13 protein-coding genes are annotated in these 15575 nt (G+C 56.2%); 6 read left to right on the forward strand and 7 right to left on the reverse strand.

Annotated elements, in window-relative coordinates; translation table 11 throughout:
• Positions 1-55 precede the first annotated feature (55 nt).
• The 4 genes from sstT to AOY23_RS02235 form a co-directional block, all read right to left on the reverse strand.
• Positions 56-1300: a serine/threonine transporter SstT gene (gene sstT, locus AOY23_RS02220; RefSeq protein WP_054178219.1), complete on the reverse strand. Its 1245-nt coding sequence runs from the start codon at positions 1298-1300 to the stop codon at positions 56-58.
• 232 nt (positions 1301-1532) lie between these two features.
• Positions 1533-2504 carry a TerC family protein gene (locus AOY23_RS02225; protein ID WP_054178220.1) on the reverse strand — a complete coding sequence of 324 codons (972 nt, stop codon included), beginning with the start codon at positions 2502-2504 and terminating at the stop codon, positions 1533-1535.
• A gap of 278 nt (positions 2505-2782) precedes the next feature.
• A complete protein-coding gene (locus AOY23_RS02230; protein ID WP_054178221.1) occupies positions 2783-3781 on the reverse strand; it encodes a Gfo/Idh/MocA family protein in 999 nt (332 codons plus the stop codon).
• Positions 3782-3854: 73 nt separating this feature from the next.
• Positions 3855-4355, reverse strand: a complete 501-nt coding sequence (locus AOY23_RS02235) for a M48 metallopeptidase family protein (protein WP_152958359.1) — start codon at positions 4353-4355, stop codon at positions 3855-3857.
• A gap of 66 nt (positions 4356-4421) precedes the next feature.
• Here AOY23_RS02235 and rlmG point away from each other — a divergent pair, with 66 nt between their 5' ends.
• The gene (rlmG, locus tag AOY23_RS02240) at positions 4422-5552 is read left to right on the forward strand and encodes a 23S rRNA (guanine(1835)-N(2))-methyltransferase RlmG (RefSeq protein WP_054178223.1); all 1131 of its coding nucleotides are present in this window, start codon (positions 4422-4424) and stop codon (positions 5550-5552) included.
• A gap of 52 nt (positions 5553-5604) precedes the next feature.
• Here rlmG and AOY23_RS02245 read toward each other — a convergent pair whose 3' ends face one another.
• Complete coding sequence (locus AOY23_RS02245) at positions 5605-7626, reverse strand: NADPH-dependent 2,4-dienoyl-CoA reductase (protein ID WP_054178224.1); 2022 nt, start codon at positions 7624-7626, stop codon at positions 5605-5607.
• Positions 7627-7861: 235 nt separating this feature from the next.
• Between AOY23_RS02245 and AOY23_RS02250 the strand changes: the two genes are divergently transcribed.
• Together AOY23_RS02250 and AOY23_RS21445 are read left to right on the forward strand one after the other, a co-directional pair.
• Entirely contained in the window at positions 7862-8707 is an 846-nt protein-coding gene (locus tag AOY23_RS02250) for a YPO3983 family protein (RefSeq protein WP_407829999.1), read from the forward strand.
• Positions 8704-9177 carry a DUF943 family protein gene (locus AOY23_RS21445; RefSeq protein WP_072170901.1) on the forward strand — a complete coding sequence of 158 codons (474 nt, stop codon included), beginning with the start codon at positions 8704-8706 and terminating at the stop codon, positions 9175-9177. Before AOY23_RS02250 ends, AOY23_RS21445 begins: the two co-directional genes overlap by 4 nt.
• Positions 9178-9249: 72 nt before the next feature.
• Here the strand turns inward: AOY23_RS21445 and lsrK are convergent, their stop codons facing one another.
• Complete coding sequence (gene lsrK, locus AOY23_RS02255; RefSeq protein WP_054178226.1) at positions 9250-10839, reverse strand: autoinducer-2 kinase; 1590 nt, start codon at positions 10837-10839, stop codon at positions 9250-9252.
• A 35-nt stretch (positions 10840-10874) separates the two neighbouring features.
• Complete coding sequence (gene lsrR / locus AOY23_RS02260; RefSeq protein WP_038155969.1) at positions 10875-11846, reverse strand: transcriptional regulator LsrR; 972 nt, start codon at positions 11844-11846, stop codon at positions 10875-10877.
• A gap of 217 nt (positions 11847-12063) precedes the next feature.
• Between lsrR and lsrA the strand changes: the two genes are divergently transcribed.
• The 3 genes from lsrA to lsrD are packed head-to-tail and all read left to right on the forward strand — an operon-like array spanning position 12064 to position 15575.
• Entirely contained in the window at positions 12064-13551 is a 1488-nt protein-coding gene (gene lsrA / locus AOY23_RS02265; RefSeq protein WP_054178227.1) for an autoinducer 2 ABC transporter ATP-binding protein LsrA, read from the forward strand.
• Positions 13548-14582: an autoinducer 2 ABC transporter permease LsrC gene (lsrC, locus tag AOY23_RS02270; protein ID WP_054178228.1), complete on the forward strand. Its 1035-nt coding sequence runs from the start codon at positions 13548-13550 to the stop codon at positions 14580-14582. Before lsrA ends, lsrC begins: the two co-directional genes overlap by 4 nt.
• Positions 14583-15575, forward strand: coding sequence for an autoinducer 2 ABC transporter permease LsrD (gene lsrD / locus AOY23_RS02275; protein WP_054178229.1), 993 nt, complete (start codon positions 14583-14585; stop codon positions 15573-15575).

Here is a 15575-nt window from a genome sequence, read left to right on the forward strand (position 1 = left end):
ATCTGTTGCCGGGAAAATGTAGGCCGGGTAAGCGTTAGCGCCACCCGGCTTTTTCTTAGCTACGTAATGCGTTTTTCGCCAGACGCTCATCTTCCGCCATACAGGCCGCTGCGGTGAACAGCACATCTGTCGATGAGTTCAGCGCGGTTTCGCAGGAATCCTGCAGTACCCCGATGATAAAGCCAACCGCCACGACCTGCATGGCAACATCGTTCGGAATACCGAACATGTTACAGGCCAGCGGGATCAGCAACAGTGAACCACCCGCCACGCCGGACGCGCCACAGGCACACAGCGACGCCACCACGCTCAACAGCAGCGCCGTCGGGATATCCACCGGAATATTCAGCGTATGCACCGCCGCCAGCGTCAGCACGGTGATTGTGATAGCCGCGCCCGCCATGTTGATGGTCGCACCCAGCGGAATGGAAACGGAGTAGGTATCGCGGTCCAGATTCAGCTTTTCCGCCAGCGCCATGTTGACCGGAATGTTGGCCGCGGAACTGCGGGTGAAGAAGGCATACACGCCACTTTCACGCAGACAGGTAAGCACCAGTGGATACGGGTTGCGACGAATACGCCAGAACACCAGCAGCGGGTTGATCACCAGCGCCACCAACAGCATGCAGCTTACCAGTACCAGCAGCAGTTGCGCGTAACCCCACAGCGCGTCGAAACCGGTAGTCGCCAGCGTCGATGACACCAGCCCAAAAATACCAATCGGCGCGAAGCGAATCACCAGTTTCACCATGAAGGTAACGGCGTTCGACACGTCGTTCACCAGGTTTTTGGTGGTTTCGTTACCGTGGCGCAGCGCAAAGCCCAGGCCAACGGCCCACACCAGGATCCCAATATAATTGGCGTTCAACAGCGCGTTGATCGGGTTTGCCACGGTGCTCATCAGCAGGTCACGCAGCACTTCCACAATGCCTGACGGCGGCGTGATGTCGCCCGCGCCGGTGGAGAGATGCAGCTCTGACGGGAACAGGAAACTGAACAGCACGGCGGTCAGCGCCGCGGAGAAGGTTCCCAGCAGATAAAGAAACAGGATCGGGCGAATACTGGTTTTCTGGCCCTGCTGGTGGTTGGCGATGGACGCCATGACCAGCATCAGCACCAGTACCGGTGCAACGGCTTTCAGGGCGCCTACGAAAAGCGTACCCAACAGGCCTGTCGCTTCTGCGGCAGGTTTAGAGATCAAGGCCAGCAGAATACCGAGCACCAGACCAACGAGGATTTGTTTGACCAGGCTGCCTTGCGCGAGGCGCTGCAGTAGACCCTGAGGAGCGGATTGCGTCATGAATTGTTCCTTGAAAGATGTTGCGTTCCATCACGGTACGTACTCTTTTGTTACGTTTATGTCCGGATGTAAACAAAGGTGTTTGCCTGGTCGAGTATAAAGAAAGATTTCAGGGCTGAAAGCGAGAAATTCTGGATTTTCTGCTTATGTCTAATTTTTAAAACTGCGGGATTGCCATCGCGCGCTATGCATGCAGGGCCCGGCGGCATGATGCTACCGGGCCATGTAGTGCTTATTGGTTAAGCGACTTTTTATTATCATTCAATCGGTTAACGATGGCGTTAATCATTAGCGTACCGATAAGAATACCGCCCACCACACCCAGCGAAACGGCGATCGGGATGTGGAAGAAATCGACAATCAACATCTTGATGCCGATAAACACCAGGATCACCGACAGGCCGTATTTCAGCATGGAAAACCGCTCCGCCACGCCCGCCAGCAGGAAGTACATCGCACGCAGACCGAGGATCGCGAACAGGTTTGAGGTCAGCACAATGAACGGATCGGTAGTGACAGCGAAAATGGCCGGGATGCTGTCGACCGCAAAAATCACGTCGCTCAGCTCCACCAGAATCAGTACCAGCAGCAGTGGCGTGGCGTACAGCAGACCGTTTTTGCGCACAATGAAGTGTTCATTCTCGATCTTATCAGTCAGACGCAGGTGACTGCGTAGCCAGCGCACCAGCGGCTTGTCGCCAATCCCTTCGTTATCTTCTTTCGCCAGCGCCATTTTTACGCCGGTAAACAGCAGGAAGGCACCGAAGATATACAGCAACCATGAGAACTGCGAGATAAGCCAGCTACCGGTGAAGATCATGATGGTTCGCAGCACGATCGCGCCCAGCACGCCATACACCAGTACGCGGCGCTGCAACGCGGCAGGCACGGCGAAGTAGCTGAAGAGCATCAGCCAGACAAAGACGTTATCCACCGCCAGCGCTTTTTCGATCAGATAGCCGGTCAGGAAGGCCAGCGCCTGCGGGTCAGCCACCTCACGCCCTTGCGTCGTCGCCAGATACCACCAGAACGCGGCATTAAACAGCAACGACAGCGTAACCCACAGCATTGACCAGCCTGCCGCCTGCTTCATCGACATAGCGTGCGGGCCGCGGCGCCCCTGAAGCAGCAGGTCGATAGCCAGCATAACCACCACCACCATGGCGAATCCGCCCCATAACATCGGTGTGCCGACACTATTCATAAACTTTCCTTTCTCTTACATGCAAAAAAAAACGGCTACCGTCGAAAGACGATAGCCGTTGTACTGTTTTTGCACGGACCTCGCCTTTCGGCAAGGTCTCACTTACAACAAGAAAACCGGATAGTGCGATGTGGCTTTCTTGTTGCCCGGTAACCGGGTGTGGTTTTACACACCGTAATGACGATCCACCGGCAAGGAAGTTACTCCCCTTTGCTCGTTACAAAGTATTACAGGCCATTGATTCCGTCAATGGCCTGTAACAACCCATTTACTCAGCTTTACGCCAGCACGTCGACGCTCAGATCGTCCGCCGGGAATTTGACCCCAGTCTGACGACGAATTTCCGTCAACAGCTTCGCCGTGGTACGGCTGACGGCGAGTCCCGGGTGATTCACCTCACCGGTTTCGACCAGGCGGGCAAAGGTTTCTGCTTCGTACAGCATCGTATTTATGTGCTGTGGCTGCGTCAGATCCTGCGCTTTTCCGCCGCGCGGAATAAAGCTCAGCTTCTGACATTCAGAAATTTTCTCGATCACCAGTGAGCCTGCTTCGCCCTGGATTTCGCTCGGTTGCACGGAATCGCTGACTTTCGAGTGGTGCAGGGTGACGTCAAAATCGCCATAGTGGAGAACGACGGTGCCGTGCGCATCCACACCGCTCTCGAGCAGGGTCGCGCTGGCCTGAACGCTATGCGGCTCACCCCACAACGCCACGGCGGAAGCGAGGCAGTAGAAACCGATATCCATGATCGAGCCGTTGGAAAACGCCGGATTGAAGGTGTTCGGATTCTCGCCGTCCAGATAACGCTGGTAGCGTGAGGAATACTGGCAGTAATTCAGAAACGCTTTGCGCAGCTTGCCCACTTTGCTGAGGGACTGTTGCAGCGTCAGGAAATTCGGCAGGCTGGCGGTTTTGAAAGCTTCAAACAGCACCACCTGGTTTTCGCGCGCCAGGGCGATGGCACTTTCGACTTCACGCAGATTCGAGGCCAGCGGCTTCTCGCAAATCACATGTTTTTTATGGCTCAGAAACAGACGCGTCTGGGGATAGTGCAGCGAGTTCGGACTGGCAATATACACCGCGTCAATCGCATCGCTCTGCGCCATCTCCTCAAGCGAGGTGAACAGATGTTCAACAAGGTAATCGTTCGCGAAAGTCTGCGCCTGTTCAAGGCTGCGGGAATAGACGGCGGTGAGCTTGTATTTGCCGGTTTCATGGGCGGCATCGACGAACTGTCGGGTGATCCAGTTCGTTCCAATGACAGCAAAACGTATCATAAACGTTCACGTACTCCGTAGCTGGGGATCTTTTGTCACTGTAGCATGCAATGATGACAAAACGAGTGCGCTATCACGCAGAACGATTTAATGAAAGGTGTGTCAGCCACAGCCGGGTATCAAATTCCAGCTGATGGTACTGCGGCTCCATATAGCAGCAGAGCTGGTAAAACGCCTTGTTATGATCCTTTTCTTTCAGGTGCGCCAGCTCATGCACCACTATCATTTTTAAGAAGGCTTCCGGCGCATTGCGAAACACAGTGGCGACGCGGATCTCCGCTTTTGCTTTCAGCTTACCACCCTGCACGCGCGACACGGCGGTGTGCAGGCCGAGCGCATTTTTCAGCACGTGGATTTTGTTGTCATACATCACTTTGTTGACCGGCGCCGCACCGCGCAGGAACTGATTTTTCAGATCCTGGGTGTACTGGTACAACGCTTTGTCCGTGGTGATGTCATGATGACCCGGATAGCGTTTTTCCAGCACCTCGCCGAGGCGGTTCTGGTCGATAAGCGTTCTGACCTGCGTCAGCAGGGATTCAGGGTAACCCTGCAAGTAAGTGAGCATAATAATAAAAAGGTTTACATATGTGGGTAATTAAGCGATAAAACGCGCGAATTTTAGCATCCCGGAGGGGCGATGAGCCAGGCAGAGTTAAACGGTGAGTTTTTCACGTTAGATCGTTTTCCACCCAATGTGGAGGATCCATCGTTACAGGCGTGGGACGCCGCCGATGAGTATCTGCTCCAGCAGGTGGGCGACACCGGGGGCCTGACGCTTATCCTCAATGACAGTTTCGGCGCGCTGGCCTGTGCGCTGGCTGAACGCCATCCGGTCAGCATTGGCGATTCTTACATCGCTGAACTGGCGACCGGCCACAATCTGCGGATGAACGGCATTGATGAGTCCAGCGTAACATTTCAGGACAGCCTGTCGCCGCTGCCATCTGCACCAGCACTGGTACTGATTAAAGTACCGAAGCAACTGGCACTGCTCGAACAACAACTGCGTGCTCTGCGCGAGGTGGTGACCCCGGAAACCCGCATCATCGCCGGAGCGAAAACGCGCGATATCCATAATTCCACCCTGGCGCTGTTCGAAAAGATCCTCGGCCCGACCACCACGTCGCTGGCATGGAAAAAAGCCCGGCTGATCCACTGCACGTTCAGTGCGCCAGCGCTTAAAGAGGCGTCAGACATTTTCAGCTGGCCGCTCGACGGCACGGATTTCACGATTCATAACCATGCGAATGTCTTTTCCCGCAGCGGGCTGGATATCGGCGCGCGGCTGTTCCTGCAGCATCTGCCGGAAGGGATTGACGGGGAGATGGTGGATCTAGGCTGCGGCAACGGCGTGATTGGCCTGCAGTTGCTGGCGAAAAACCCGCAGGGGCGCGTGCTGTTTGTCGACGAATCTCACATGGCGGTGGCGTCGAGCCAGCTGAATGTTGAGCGTAATCTGCCAGAGGCGATCGCGCGCAGCGAATTTATGGTCAACAACGCGCTGGCGGGCGTCGAACCGGACCGTTTCGACGCGGTGTTCTGTAACCCGCCGTTTCATCAGCAGCATGCGATTACCGATCATATCGCCTGGCAGATGTTCAACGATGCCCGCCGTTCGCTGAAATATGGCGGGGCGCTGTACATCGTCGGCAACCGTCATCTGGACTATTTCCGCAAGCTGAAGCGCGTGTTTGGCAACTGCACCACTATAGACACCAACAACAAGTTTGTGGTGCTGAAAGCGGTGAAAGTACGCAAGACGCGCTAGAATTGCGTCTCCAGTAGGCCCGGTAAGCGAAGCGCCACCGGGCAAAATGCCCTTAAATCTCCAGCGCCAGTTTCGTTCCCTGTGCAATCGCCCGGCGCGCGTCCAGCTCCATCGCCACGTCGCAGCCGCCGATCAAATGCACCCTTTTGCCTTTCTCACGCAGCGGCTGCGCTAACTGGCGTCGCGGTTCTTGCCCGGCGCAGATCACCACATGATCGACCGCCAGCAGTTGCGGTTCGCCGCCGATCAGCACATGCAGCCCGTCGTCGTCGATCTTCTGATAACTGACCGCCGGGATCATTTTCACCCCGCGCGACAGCAGGGTGGTGCGGTGGATCCAGCCGGTGGTTTTACCCAGACCCTCACCCGGCTTACCGGCTTTGCGTTGCAGCATCACGATCTGTCGCGGGCTTTTCGGCAACTGAGGCCCTTCCGGGCGCAGTCCGCCCGCAGTGTTCAGACTGGTGTCGATTCCCCATTCCACGCAGAATTCCGCAATGTTCTGGCTGGTGGGCTCACCCGGCTGGCTTAAATACATCGCCGTATCGAAGCCGATACCGCCACAGCCGATGATCGCCACGCGCTGCCCGACCGGGGTTTTATCGCGCAGCACGTCGAGGTAACTCAATACTTTCGGATGATCAATGCCGTCAATTTCCGGGATCCGCGGTTCGATGCCGGTCGCGAGGATAACCTCGTCAAACATCCCCAGTTGATCAGGCGAAACGGTGCGGTTGAGCTGCACATCCACGCCGGTGATGTCGAGCATCCGGCGGTAATAGCGCAGCGTTTCGTAAAACTCCTCTTTGCCGGGGATCTGTTTGGCGATATTAAACTGACCGCCAATTTCCGCCGCGGCGTCAAACAGGGTCACCTGATGGCCACGCGCAGCGGCATTCACGGCAAACGCCAGCCCCGCCGGGCCTGCGCCGACCACCGCCAGCAGCTTGCGACGCATCGTTGGGTGGACGGGCATTTTCGTTTCGTGACAGGCGCGCGGATTCACCAGACAGGAAGTGACTTTTCCGGCAAAGATCTGATCGAGACAGGCCTGATTACAGCCGATACAGGTGTTAATTTCATCGGCACGATCCTGTTGCGCTTTGCTCAACAGTTCGGCATCCGCGAGGAACGGGCGCGCCATCGACACCATATCGGCATCGCCTCGCGCCAGAATATCGTCCGCCACCTGCGGATCGTTAATGCGGTTGGTGGTGATAAGCGGGATCGACACGCTGCCTTTCAGCTTGCGCGTTACCCAACTGAACGCCCCGCGCGGCACCGGCGTGGCGATAGTGGGGATGCGGGCTTCGTGCCAGCCAATGCCCGTATTAATGAGCGTGGCCCCCGCCGCTTCCACCGCACGCGCCAGCTCGACAGCTTCGGCAAAAGTGCCACCACCCTCGACAAGATCGAGCATCGACAGGCGGTAGATAATAATGAAATCCTCACCCACCCGCTGGCGAACCGCACGGACCACTTCCACGGCAAAGCGCATCCGGCGCGGATAATCACCGCCCCATTCATCAGTGCGCTGGTTAGTGCGAGCGGCGAGAAATTCGTTAATCAGATAGCCTTCCGACCCCATCACCTCAACGCCGTCATACCCCGCTTCGCGGGCGAGCTGCGCGCAATGCGCAAAGTCTTCAATCAGTGTCAGGATTTCATCGTGTGTGAGCTCATGAGGTTTAAAGCGGTTTATCGGTGCCTGAATCGCAGAAGGCGCTACAGGATGCGGCTGGTAGCTGTAGCGCCCGGAGTGCAGGATTTGCAGCGCGATTTTGCCGTCTTCCTGATGTACCGCGTCAGTAATGAGACGGTGATGCGGCAACTGGCTGGCATCGTTAAGCACTGCGGCACCCTCCATCGTCACCCCGGAAAGCGTCGGCGCAATGCCGCCAGTCACAATCAGCGCCACACCATGACGCGCGCGCTCAGCATAAAACGCCGCCAGCCGCTCCGCACCGTCCGGGCGTTCTTCCAGACCAGTATGCATCGAGCCCATTAACACGCGGTTTTTAAGCGTAGTGAAGCCCAGGTCAAGCGGGGCGAATAGCGACGGATAGCGGCTCATAAACGTGTCCAGTATGTAAAATTATTGTTATGTGGTCGGATGAGTTACTAATTTAGCCAGTCGCAGGCAAAAGGGAAAACAGGGGAGGTTGTGATTGTGATGGGAATCAAAGAACTGATCCATCAGGGTGACGTCCTGAAGAATGTGACAATGTGCGTGTTTTTTGCAGGCTGTTTATTCTACTGTTTTGCGCTGACTATTCGTAACCTATTGATTATTAATAAGGTAAATGGAAGTGGTAAATGATTTCAGCGCATCAATGTATCTTCCTGATACTGTCTTTGAAACGGTGAAAAGCTTCAATGATTCCTCTGCCAACGACATGCAGTGTGGTGATATGAGCGATCAGGATCTGTTTTCGCTTGGTCTGAGAGATATATCAGCAAAAGTGGATCCTTACCGCCTGATTCGCTACGACATTCCCGACACTACTCCTGTCGATGGGATTTCATGGGCAACGGTACGGGGTACAAAAATATCCTATGAAGAATGTGTCGATATTTTATTTGCCGAAATGAAAGCGCTTTCGCAATTATTTTCTTTTCAGGGTGAATATAAAATGGTTATTGGAGAGTTGATTGACCATTTCAGATATGGGAATGGTAGTGGATTTTATAGCCAGCGGTTGAATTTAGCGTTCCATGACAGGATAAATAAATTCACTCTTAATAACCCACTTGCAATTATGAAAGATACGATTCAAAAACACTTTGATTCAAACGGTTCAGTTTACCCTTCAGATCTTATGCATGAAATGAAGATAAGACTGTTTGGTTCAATGCTTAATAAATTTAACGAAAATGAAGACAAGATTAATGGTCTTGGGATTAGTATCCATGATATTGCGGCCCAAAAAATAACGCTTGTAAATCTGCAAAAATACGCAATGGGGTGGGCTGCTACAATATATTTCGATGCTCAGGATCATTTTGGACTTGATGTGTCAGATATTAAAGATAACTTCTACAGGCAACTTCGATTTTTCCGTATATGGTTTTTTCTGCAGCGGCATAGAGATTTTGCATTCAAGCCTTTTTTTACGAATTTTTATTCGGTAGAAAGGGTTGGGAATTACTTATGAAAAACAAATTCTCATTTGTTATGTTATGCTTGTTCCTGACAGGAGGGTTTTATAATTTATGGACACTACGCCCTGTTAAAATACTTTATGTATATTCGGATGCGGGTTGGACGGTGACTATGGTGGTGGATCATTTACCGTGGACCGACAGAGATAAAATTGGTTGGTACCTGGCTCATCGGGAAGAGATGAAACGCAAATATCCATTATTTGATGATACATGGCATACCTATAATATTATGGGCGTTGGCAATGGATTCACCAATTATGATAGCAGCCCTGATGAGGATTTGCTGTGTTTTCCGACTATAAAAAATGATAATAGTTGTATTGCGAGAAATTATCTTTTAATCATCAATGAATATACAGACAGTAATACCCGTTTATATGTGCCTGATAGTGATGTTGTGTATCAACTTACTTCAGAAAATAAGTTAGAAGTTGTTCCTCCTCCTGATGGATCGGGATGATTATTTCGATGAAAAATAAACCCTGGAAATAATTTTGTAGGCCGGATAAGCGCAGCGCCATCCGGCATTTGTTCACCGCGCAGCTAAAGGTTCCGCGCGCACTAACCCCGGTGCCTGCCACATCGACGTGGTCAGGCCGCTGTCTACCAGGCCCAGTTGTTCGGTGTAGACTGCCTGCCATTTCTGCATCATGCCGTCATACAGTTCACGATGGGTGGGATTGGGTGTAAATTCCCGGCTCCAGCTTACCAGCCGTTCGCCGGTGGAGGCCATGTCGCTGAACATTCCGGCCCCCGCGCCTGCGGCTATTGCGCAGCCCAGCGCGGTGGCTTCTTTCACTTCGGGAACGCGCACCGGCAAACCAGTGACGTCGCTTAAAATCTGGCTCCACAATGCGCCTTTGGCACCGCCACCGGCGAAGACGAGACTGTCAAACTGCACGCCGGAGAAGCGGGAGATCTGCGCCAGGTTGCAGGCGGAGACGATAGCGGCGTTCTCTTCCAGTGCACGGAACAGCGTCGCTTTGTTGCATTTTTCCGGGTCGATGGAGAGGTTAATAAACGACGGCGCGGCGTGATACCACTGCTTAAAATGCATCGCGTCGGAGAAAATCGGCATCACGCCATGGGAGCCTGCCGGCACGCGGCTGGCCATCTCTTCCAGCAGTGAATAGGTGTCGACGCCGAGCCGTTCGGCAATCAGTTTTTCTTCCGCACAGAATGCGTCGCGGAACCAGCGCATGGTTAAGCCAGTGAAAAAACTGATCGACTCCGCCTGTGCCATGCCCGGGATCACGTGCGGATTGACGCGAATATTCATGTCCGGATCGGTACGCACCTGCGGCAGGTTCACTACCTGCTGCCAGAAAGTGCCGCCGAGGACGGCAGTTTGCCCGGCGCGTACCACGCCCAGCCCCAGACAACCCAACTGCACATCGCCGCCGCCCATCACCACCGGGGTGCCTTCCCGCAGGCCGCTTTGCTGCGCCGCTGCTTTGGTCACGGCGCCGAGTACGGTACCGGTCTCTTTCACCGGTGAGAGAATGTCCGCGCGCAGCCCGGCCATATCCAGCAGCGCCGGACGCCAGTCACGGGTGAAGAGATCGAGCATGCCGGTGGTGCCTGCATTGGAAGGGTCAACTGCCAGTTCGCCGGACAGCTTCGCCGCCAGCCAGTCGCTGATCATCGTCACCGTCGCCGCCTTGCGGTAAATATCGGGGCGATGGTGCGCCAGCCACAACAGACGCGGCATGGCGCTCAGCGCCAGCGTCTGACCGGAGACGTCATACACTTCGGATTCAAAACGATAGTCATGGATCTCTTTTAGCTCCGCCACTTCACGGCTGGCGCGGGCATCGACGTTAGCACAGGCCCAGATGGCATCACCGTTGCGGTCATAGAGCACAATCCCTTCGCGCATCGAGCAGCAGGCGACGGACTGAATATCTGCCGCCGTCAGTCCGGCTCGCTCCAGTGCCTGACGCACGCACTGACAGGCCAGCTGCCAGTTGGTATCAAGATCGAACTCCATCGAGCCGGGGACGTTCTCCACGCTCAGGTGCTTCCACTCGGCCTGTCCAACGGCAATCTGCCGACCATTCAGGTCGAAGATCACGGCGCGAATGCTGCCTGTCCCTGCATCTAACGCTAAAAGGTAACTCATGACCAACGCCTCGCTATGTTTGCGCGGCGGCGCAGCTATTGCGCCAGAGCCAGTACCGCGCGGGCTGTCATCTCTTCCGTCACCAGGCCATTGATACGGCGACCCTTCAGTGCGGCATAAATCGCTTCTGCTTTTTCTTCGCCTCCGGCGACGCCCAGGATGGTGGGTAACTGCGCCAGCTCATCAAGGGTTACGCCCAGTAATTCGCGGTGGATCTCTAATCCTTCCACCTTTTCCCCTTCGGCATTAATGAAGTAGCCGAGGATGTCGCCTACCGCGCCTTTGCGGGCATACATCAGTTGTTCGCCTTCGCTGATATAACCGGAGCGCAAAATGGTGGCGTCACGGCGCTGATTCACCGAGCCGATGCCGACGACGGCAACGTCCGCGGCGGTGGCGGCGAGGATCACATCCTGAACGCTCGACTCGTGCTTGAGGATGTTTGCCACCTCAGCCGATGACACGCGCAGCGGGGCAGGGATCATGCTGACGTTACAGGCCGCGTCGAGCTGGCCGATGCCAGTCATATACGGGCCAACGCCCCCGGAGAGCGTCACCAGGCGCACCTGTTGCGAGCCGATAAACCCGCTCAAATGTTGCAGACAACTCATGGTCGCTTCGCCAAAACCGACAGCGAGCAACTGGTCCGGTTGCAGGACGCCCATCAGCGATTGTGCAGCACCAATACCCAGACGAACGTTCATTGCCGGGGTGTTCAGCGCAGGGAGAACGCGGGTGATCTTCAGACCAAACCGTTGTTGAAGTTCGGTTTCCAGCGACAGGCAGCCCTCGTAGCGGGAGTTGATCTGTACGCGGATCACCCCGGACTGACGGCCTTTTTCCAGCAGGCGCGAGATTTTCAGTCGTGGCAGTCCGAGACGCTCGCCGATGTCATTCTGCGTTAAGCCATCGTGGTAGTAACACCAAGCCACCCGCGCCACCAGCTCTTCTTCCGCCAGCGCCAGGCCAGCAAAACGTCCCTCATCCATTGCTCTTTTTTCGCTCATAACTGAACTCTTATAAAAATTTAGATCATATGTTCATCATTGTGCGCGCAGAAAGTGTGAACCGCGTGGCAAAAGTGAACTTTTGGCGAGAAGTTAACCATTCCTGAGACGCTAATGGCTAAAAGTGTGATCGCCGCACGATAATAATTATAGATCCCCGACTACGATTTTGAACATTATTAAATTAAAAAATCATTTGTTCAAATGCGGAGCGATGATGACCCCACTGATAGAAGCGAAAGCTATCCGAAAGGCGTTTTCAGGTGTGCCGGTCCTGAAGGGCATTGATTTCACATTGCTTTCGGGTCAGGTACATGCGCTGATGGGCGGCAACGGCGCCGGAAAATCGACGTTGATGAAGATCATCGCCGGTGTCGAAACACCAGACAGCGGCGAGCTCAGCATCAATGGCAAAGCCTTTTCCCGCCTGAAACCCGGTCAGGCCCACCAGTTGGGGATCTATCTGGTACCGCAGGAGCCGATGCTCTTTCCCAACCTGACCGTGCGGGAAAATATTCTCTTCCGTCTGCCCCGTACCGCCAACACCGACACGTTGCTCGCTGAAAAGCTGCAACAGCTTAACTGCCAGCTCAATCTACAAGCCGCGGCCAGCACACTTGAGGTGGCTGATCAGCAGATGGTTGAGATCCTCCGCGGACTGATGCGTGAGGCACAGATCCTGATCCTCGACGAACCTACCGCGTCGCTGACACCAGGGGAAACGGATCGTCTGTTCAGCCAGATCCGCGCATTGCAGGGGCTGGGCGTGGGCATTGTGTTTATCTCCCACAAGTTACCGGAGATCCGCCAGCTCGCCAGCCACGTTTCGGTGATGCGCGATGGGGCGGTGGTCCTGAGCGGCGAGACGGCGCAATTCGACAATAATGCGCTGATCGCCGCCATGACCCCGGCCAGCCGCGAGCATGCGCTCAGCGATACGCAAAAACTGTGGCTGTCGTTGCCCGGCAACCGCCGCACGCAGGCACAGGATTTCCCGGTGTTGCGGGTGGAGGATCTGACCGGTGAAGGGTTTATCGATCTCAATCTTGAGGTGTATGCCGGGGAGATCGTCGGGCTTGCCGGGCTGGTCGGCTCCGGCCGTACTGAGTTTGCCGAAACGCTTTACGGGCTGCGTCCGGTGCGCGCGGGCAGGATCTGGCTGGAAAATCAGGAGATCAACCGCGAATCCACGGCGGCTCGTCTGGCGCGCGGTCTGATTTACCTTCCCGAAGACCGCCAGGTCTCCGGGTTGTTTCTTGATGCGCCGGTCCGCTGGAACACCGTGGCGCTGAACGAGCCATCCGTCTGGCAGCAGCGTCAGCGTGAATCGGCCGTGGTGGATCGCTATCACCGGGCGCTGGGGATCAAGCTCAACAGCACCGAACAACCGCTGCGGACGCTCTCCGGCGGCAACCAGCAAAAAGTGCTGCTGGCGCGTTGTCTGGAGGCGAACCCATTACTGCTGATTGTCGATGAGCCGACGCGCGGCGTGGATGTCTCCGCCCGCGCCGATATCTACCAGTTGCTGAAAAGCGTGGCGGCGCAGAACGTTGCTGTGCTGATGATTTCCTCGGATCTGGATGAGTTCCCGGGGCTGGCGGATCGGGTGCTGGTGATGCATCAGGGCGTGCTGAACGGTGAACTGTCGCAACAGGCGATCAGCGTCGATCGCATGATGGCGCTCGCGTTTGGAGGTCATGCATGAAAACGTTGTTTAAAAACCGCGAGCTGAGCGCGTTCCTCGCCATTCTGGCGCTGTTTGCCGTTCTGGTGGCGCTGAACCCGGCGTACTTCAGTCTGCAGACGTTGGGCATGATTTTCGCCAGCAGCCAGATCCTGGTGTTGCTGGCGCTCGGCGCCACGATGGTGATGCTGACGCGCAATATCGACGTGTCGGTCGGCTCTACCGTCGGCCTGTGCGCGATTGCCGTCGGGGTGGCGCTGAACAGTGGTTACAGCCTGCCGCTGGCGATGGGCTTTGCCCTGGCGATTGGCGCGGTGGCTGGGGCGTTTAACGGCCTGCTGGTGGTCGGGTTGCGGGTGCCCGCGATTGTCGCCACCCTCGGCACGCTCGGTTTGTATCGCGGCGCCATGTTGCTGTGGACGGGCGGGAAATGGATTGAAGGATTACCGGCCAGCCTGAAATCGCTGTCGGAGCCGGTGGCGCTGGGGATTTCCCCTCTCGGTTACCTGGTGTTGTGTCTGGTGGCCCTCGGCGCGTGGGTGCTGTCGCGCACCGCCTTTGGCCGTGATTTTTACGCGGTCGGCGATAACCTCGCTGCCGCCCGTCAGCTCGGCGTGGCGGTCAACCGTACGCGGATGCTCGCCTTTACCCTCAACGGCATGCTGGCAGCCTGCGCCGGGATTGTCTTTGCCGCACAAATCGGTTTCGTACCCAACCAGACCGGCAGCGGGCTGGAGATGAAAGCCATCGCCGCCTGCGTGCTCGGCGGGATCTCCCTGCTCGGCGGCACCGGCACGCTGATTGGCGCGTTTCTCGGCGCCTTCTTCCTGACGCAAATCGACACCGTGCTGGTGCTGTTCCGCTTACCCGCCTGGTGGAACGATTTCATTGCCGGGCTGGTGCTGCTGGGCGTGCTGGTGCTTGATGGTCGCCTGCGTCAGGCGCTCACGCGACACCAGCGGGCGCTGAAATACAGCCGTTTTCAGCCCGGCAACAAAGGCGGGAAAAAGGTTTCCCCCTTTCCAAAGCGTAAAAACAGAGAGGTGGCGTAAATGAAGCTTAACTGGGAAAGCGCGCTACTGATCCTGTTGGTGCTGGAGATCCTGTTGTTCGGCGCCATCAACCCGCGGATGCTCGACATCAATATGCTGCTGTTCAGCACCAGCGATTTCATCTGCATCGGTATCGTCGCGCTACCGCTGACGCTGGTGATCATCAGCGGCGGGATCGACATTTCGCTTGGTTCGACGATTGGCCTGTGCGCCATTGCGCTGGGGGTGATGATGCAGTCGGGATTGCCGATGAGCCTTGCCGTACCGCTGACGCTGCTGCTGGGGCTAGTGTGCGGCTTGTTTAACGCGGCGCTGATCCATTACACCGGCATCAACCCGCTGGTGATCACCCTCGGCACACTCTATCTCTACGGTGGCGGCGCGCTGCTGCTTTCCGGCATGGCCGGAGCGACCGGATATGAAGGCATTGGCGGCTTCCCGGACAGCTTCACCGCGTTCGCCAATCTGACCGTGTTTGGCCTGCCGGTACCGCTGGTGATGTTCGCGCTGATTACCCTCTTTTTCTGGGTGATTACCCACCGCGGTCGCTTTGGCCGCCATCTGTTTCTCATCGGCCAGAACCCACGGGCGGCGCGCTATGCCGCACTGTCGGTGAACGGCATGCCCTACGCGCTGTACGGCATGGTGGGCGTGGCGTCGGCGATTGCGGCGCTGGTGATGGTCTCCTATTTCGGCTCGGCGCGTTCGGATCTCGGTCGCGACCTGCTGATGCCTGCGCTGACAGCCGCGGTGCTGGGCGGGGCGAATATCTACGGTGGTTCAGGTTCTGTGCTGGGTACGGCGCTGGCAGCGTTGCTGGTGGGGTATCTGCAACAGGGTTTACAAATGGTCGGCATCCCCAACCAGGTGTCGAGCGCGTTGTCAGGTGCGCTGTTGGTGGTGGTGGTGATGGGACGCTCGCTGAGTCTGCACCGTGAATGGGTGCGCACGGCATGGCGTCGGGTTATCTCGCGAAAAACAATCGGAGCATGA

The sequence above is a fragment of the Trabulsiella odontotermitis genome (assembly GCF_001297775.1).
In the GTDB taxonomy this organism is placed as follows: domain Bacteria; phylum Pseudomonadota; class Gammaproteobacteria; order Enterobacterales; family Enterobacteriaceae; genus Trabulsiella; species Trabulsiella odontotermitis.